Here is a 1,419-nt window from a genome sequence, read left to right as displayed (position 1 = left end):
ATCAGTATCTATGTAATAAAAGTGATCTTAGTTCAAGTGGTCTTTAGCAGCCACAATTGTTAAATTTAACAAACAATAGAACTAAGATCATGACAAATTTAGCAGAAAAATTAGACTTTAGCGGCCATACGATTAGCTGTGGCATCGATGTGCACCTTAAAAGCTGGACCGTTTCCCTCTATCTAGGGAAACAGTATCTCAAAAGCTTCGTCCAGTCTCCCCCCTCTGTTGATGGGCTGTGGAATTTTCTTTTAACCAATTACCCGGAAGCCCACTACGAATGTGCTTACGAAAGCGGTTTCTGTGGATTTTGGATACAGCGTGCTTTTGCGGCCCGTTCGATAAGCTGTATTGCGGTGAACGCTGCAGATGTTCCACGCACCGATAAGGGCACAAAGAACAAAAATGACAGGAATGATTCCAAACGGATAGCGGCGGCACTTCAGGCGGGGCAGTTAGAAGGGGTTTATGTACCCGACCCCGAACTTGAGGCCGACAGGCAGCTGGTGCGGCTCAACGAACGGTACAGCAATGACCTTACCAGGTCAAAGAACAGGATAAAAGGCCTTCTCCGCCTGATGGGGATTGAGATACCCCAGAAGTTTGGAAAGGCAAACTGGAGCGGGGCATTTGTAAAATGGCTAAAAGCGGTCAGCTGTGGGGAGCCAAGCATCCGCGAAGTACTGGACAGGCAGCTCTCTATAATGGAGGCCATCAAAGTCCAAAAATTGGACACCCTGCGAGAGATGAGGAAGCTTATGGGCAAAGTACGCTACCGTACTATCTCAGGCCTGCTCTGCTCTATCCCCGGAATAGGCCCCGTAACAGCAGCTGTGCTGATTGTTGAAATTGGTGATATCTCACGTTTTGAGAAATTTGACCGGCTCAACTCATTTGTCGGGCTATGCCCAATGCAGCATTCCACAGGGGAGAATGACAGAAAAGGAAGCATAACCACAAGACAGCACCGCCGGCTCAGGTACATATTGGTGGAGGCTGCCTGAGTAGCTGTGAGAACAGATCCGGCCCTAACATTATGTTATAGCAGGTGGACGGCTAGGGTTGGTTCCAGACGGGCCATAATCAAAATAGCCAGAAAACTGCTTTCAAGGATAAGGCATGTCTGGATGGGCGGGGCACCATATGTGACCGGGCTTGTGAAATAAAAAACTGGCTGTAAAGATATGATAGACTGCTTTTTAAACCTTGCTGGGGTCAAACCTGCTTTAATCAGTGTGCGGCTATCTTTTAACTTGACAATTAATAAATACCTGCGGCAAATTTTAACGACCGCTAATAGGAGGATATAGCTAAGTTTTTAATATTTTTATAAAAAAGAAAGCTTCTGAGAGGTGTTAATTTAAATAAATAGAAACCGCCAATTCTCAGGGCAGGGAACATCTTTTGCCCATAAAAAAA

General features: G+C 45.9%; 1 protein-coding gene. It reads left to right on the top strand.

Annotation, left to right across the window (positions count from 1 at the left end; all coding sequences use genetic code 11):
• Positions 1-89 precede the first annotated feature (89 nt).
• Positions 90-1,004: an IS110 family transposase gene (locus tag LUA91_RS20615; protein WP_231428002.1), complete on the top strand. Its 915-nt coding sequence runs from the start codon at positions 90-92 to the stop codon at positions 1,002-1,004.
• The last annotated feature ends 415 nt before the right edge of the window (positions 1,005-1,419 follow it).

Origin of the sequence: Pedobacter sp. Leaf250 (assembly GCF_920984735.1) — a bacterium.
In the GTDB taxonomy this organism is placed as follows: domain Bacteria; phylum Bacteroidota; class Bacteroidia; order Sphingobacteriales; family Sphingobacteriaceae; genus Pedobacter.
This window is presented reverse-complemented; position numbering and strand designations above follow the sequence as displayed.

Coding starts and splice junctions, on each gene's coding strand:
- LUA91_RS20615 (WP_231428002.1), top strand. CDS start 90: ATGACAAATTTAGCAGAAAAATTAGACTTTAGCGGCCATACGATTAGC.